Annotated in this window: 2 protein-coding genes; both read right to left on the bottom strand. The window is 59.7% G+C overall.

Annotated elements, in window-relative coordinates; translation table 11 throughout:
- Nucleotides 1-2247, bottom strand: a 2247-nt coding sequence (gene infB / locus K5905_RS30825; protein WP_297591541.1) for a translation initiation factor IF-2, incomplete at its 3' end; no start/stop codon positions are given.
- A 29-nt stretch (nt 2248-2276) separates the two neighbouring features.
- A complete protein-coding gene (locus K5905_RS30820) occupies nt 2277-2912 on the bottom strand; it encodes an RNA-binding protein (protein WP_297591540.1) in 636 nt (211 codons plus the stop codon).
- Nucleotides 2913-2983 lie beyond the last annotated feature (71 nt).

Genomic DNA, 2983 nt, shown 5'->3' with positions numbered 1-2983 from the left:
AATGCGCGCACCGACTTCGTCGGTTCCGAGTTCATTCAACGCGTGTACGATCGCTTCAGCCGACCCCTGCACGTCTGCCTTCAGAACGAGCGGGAACTCCTTGCGGCCGGTTTCCTGCAGACGGTTCATCATCTGCTCGAGCGAACCACGGGCACCGGAAGCGACCACAGAGGCCTTCTCGCGGATCTGGCGCTGACGATAGTCCGTAATCTCACGGGCACGGGCTTCGTTTTCGACCACGGCAACCAGATCACCGGCGGCCGGTGTACCCTGGAAACCAAGAACTTCGACAGGTTTCGCCGGGCCGGCTTCCTTCACCTGATCGCCGTTCTCGTCAAGCATGGCGCGGACACGGCCCCACTCGGAACCAGCAACAAGAATGTCACCCGGCTTGAGCGTACCCTTTTGAACCAGAACCGTTGCAACCGGACCGCGGCCGCGGTCGAGTTGAGCTTCGATCACGATACCTTCAGCCGTCCGGTCCGGGTTGGCCTGAAGTTCCAGAACCTCGGCCTGCAGCAGGATCATTTCCAGCAGCTTGTCGAGATTTGTGCCGTTCAGCGCAGAGACTTCAACGTCAATGACGTCACCGCCCATGGATTCGGTCACAAGCTCCTCGCTCAGGAGTTCGGTGCGAACACGGTTCGGATCGGCGCCCGGTTTGTCGATCTTGTTGATCGCGATAATGATCGGGGCATCCGCAGCCTTGGCATGCGCAATCGCTTCCTTCGTCTGCGGCATGACACCGTCGTCAGCTGCCACGACAAGGATCACGATATCGGTTGACTTGGCACCGCGAGCACGCATTTGCGAGAACGCAGCGTGGCCCGGAGTATCGATAAAGGTGATCTTCTGACCATCCTGATCGATTTGATAGGCACCGATATGCTGCGTGATTCCGCCGGCTTCGCCTGACACGACCTTGGATTTGCGGATTGCATCCAGCAGAGACGTCTTACCATGATCGACGTGACCCATGATGGTCACAACCGGCGGACGGGACTGCATGGTTGCAGTGTCGTCTTCCTGGGTGAAGAGACCTTCTTCAACATCTGCTTCGGAAACACGCTTGACGGTGTGGCCCATTTCTTCGGCGATCAGTTCGGCGGTATCGGCATCGATCACGTCGTTGATCTTGAGCATCTGGCCCTGCTTCATCAGCAGTTTGATCACGTCAACAGCGCGCTCTGCCATACGGTTGGCGAGTTCCTGAATGGTGATCGCCTCCGGCAGGGTGACTTCGCGAGAAATTTTCTCGCGGACCACCTGCTGCTGGCCGCGTTTCGCCTTTTCCTGACGGCGGCGCATGGATGCAAGCGAACGCGCCCGCTGTCCGTCGTCACCACCGGTTGCGGCGGAAATCGTCAGCTTGGAACGGCGGCGATCCTCTCCGCCACGCGGACGCGTGGTCGGTGTCGGCGCCTGTTTCGGCCGCTTGACGGTCCGCAGCCCCTTGTTGGCGCGATCATGGTCTTCGCCAGCCGCCGGCCGTGCATCCGGTTTTGCCCGGGACTCGGTTGGCGCCTTGCGCTTACCCATATCGTTCAGGCTCGGCGGTCTGCCGCCATCGGCATGAGCCGGCTTGCGCAATCCGGCCTTCCTGGCGTCGGCCTTTGCCTGTTTCGGAGCTTCGGCCTCAGCAGCTGACGTGTCTTCAGCCGGTTCAGGGGCTGCGACAGCTTCGGCTGTTTCAGCTTCCTTCGCCTTTTCTGCAGCCAGACGTGCTTCTTCAGCTTCGCGCTGAGCACGTTCTTCAGCTTCCGCCTTGGCGCGGGCTTCTTCTTCCACCTTGCGCTGTGCGGCTTCGGCGGCGCGACGTTTTTCGTCTTCCTCGCGACGCTTGCGGTCTTCTTCGTCACGCACCTTGGCCATCTGGAGAGCCGCTGCACGAGCAGCCGCCTCTTCCTTGGTAAGCGTGCGCAGCACGTTGCCGTTGCCTTTTTGCCGCTGACCGGAGGCCGACCGGCGAGCCTGCTTGGCCGCCTGCGGGTCCGGTTGCTGCGGTTTGCGCGGCGCTTCAGCCGGTTTCTCGAGACGCTGCGTTGTCGGTGCGGGCGCTTCCGGTTTCGGGTCCTGCCCCGGAATTACAACACGGCGCTTCTTCTTTTCCACGACGACGGCTTTCGACCGGCCATGCGAGAAGGACTGCCGAACAGTACCCTGGTCGCCACCCCCGCGCTTGAGGCCAAGCGTTTTGCCACGCTCAACGCTGATTGTCTTGTCGCCTGGATTTTTCGTATCGCTCATATTGCCTTCAGTCCTGCGCAACCGCCCTGCTAAGCGTTGCTCTGTTCTTCTCCTGCGGCGTAATAACGGCGAAAATGCTCTAGGTCACGTACTTGTGCCAAAAAATTTTCACTCGCATGCCCCGCAAGCAGTGCAGCATGTATCACATTTGACCGGCCCAATGCCAAATCCAATTGAGCCGAATCGAACAAACGGACAATTTGGCACCCGTTTGCAAGTTCCTGTCTGCTCGCGACCACTGCCGCCAGCTTCCTCACTCCGTCCTCTGCAGCGTCCGAAGCGTGGATCAGCCCTGCAACATCTTCCCTGCGCAGAGCCGCTTCAACCTTTGCATAACCGGTAATCAGCTCACCGGCCTTGCGCGTCATGGAGAGCGCCTGCAGCGTCGCCCGTTCCATAAGCGCATCGACACGGTCTGCCAATCCGGGCTCGACAAGGGCTTCATCTTTGAACCCCCTGGCGAAAACTTTCTTCCGGTCTTTTTCGGCAACCGCCACGATGTCTTTCGTAGCTGTCACCCAGACACCGCGACCGGGAAGGACCCGCTTCAGATCCGGAACAACCTGTCCTTCGGGATCAAGGACGAACCGGATCAGCGAGCTTATTGGGTGAACCTCCCGGGTAACGGCACATTGCCGCTCGGTTGGTTCATTCTTCCTGGGCACGCTGCCACTCCCTTAGATCAACCTGCCTTCGTGGGGAAACACAAAAACAGAAAAGTCGATCGATCATCATT

Origin of the sequence: Roseibium sp. (genome assembly GCF_025698965.1) — a bacterium.
Classification (GTDB): Bacteria; Pseudomonadota; Alphaproteobacteria; order Rhizobiales; family Stappiaceae; genus Roseibium.
This window is presented reverse-complemented; position numbering and strand designations above follow the sequence as displayed.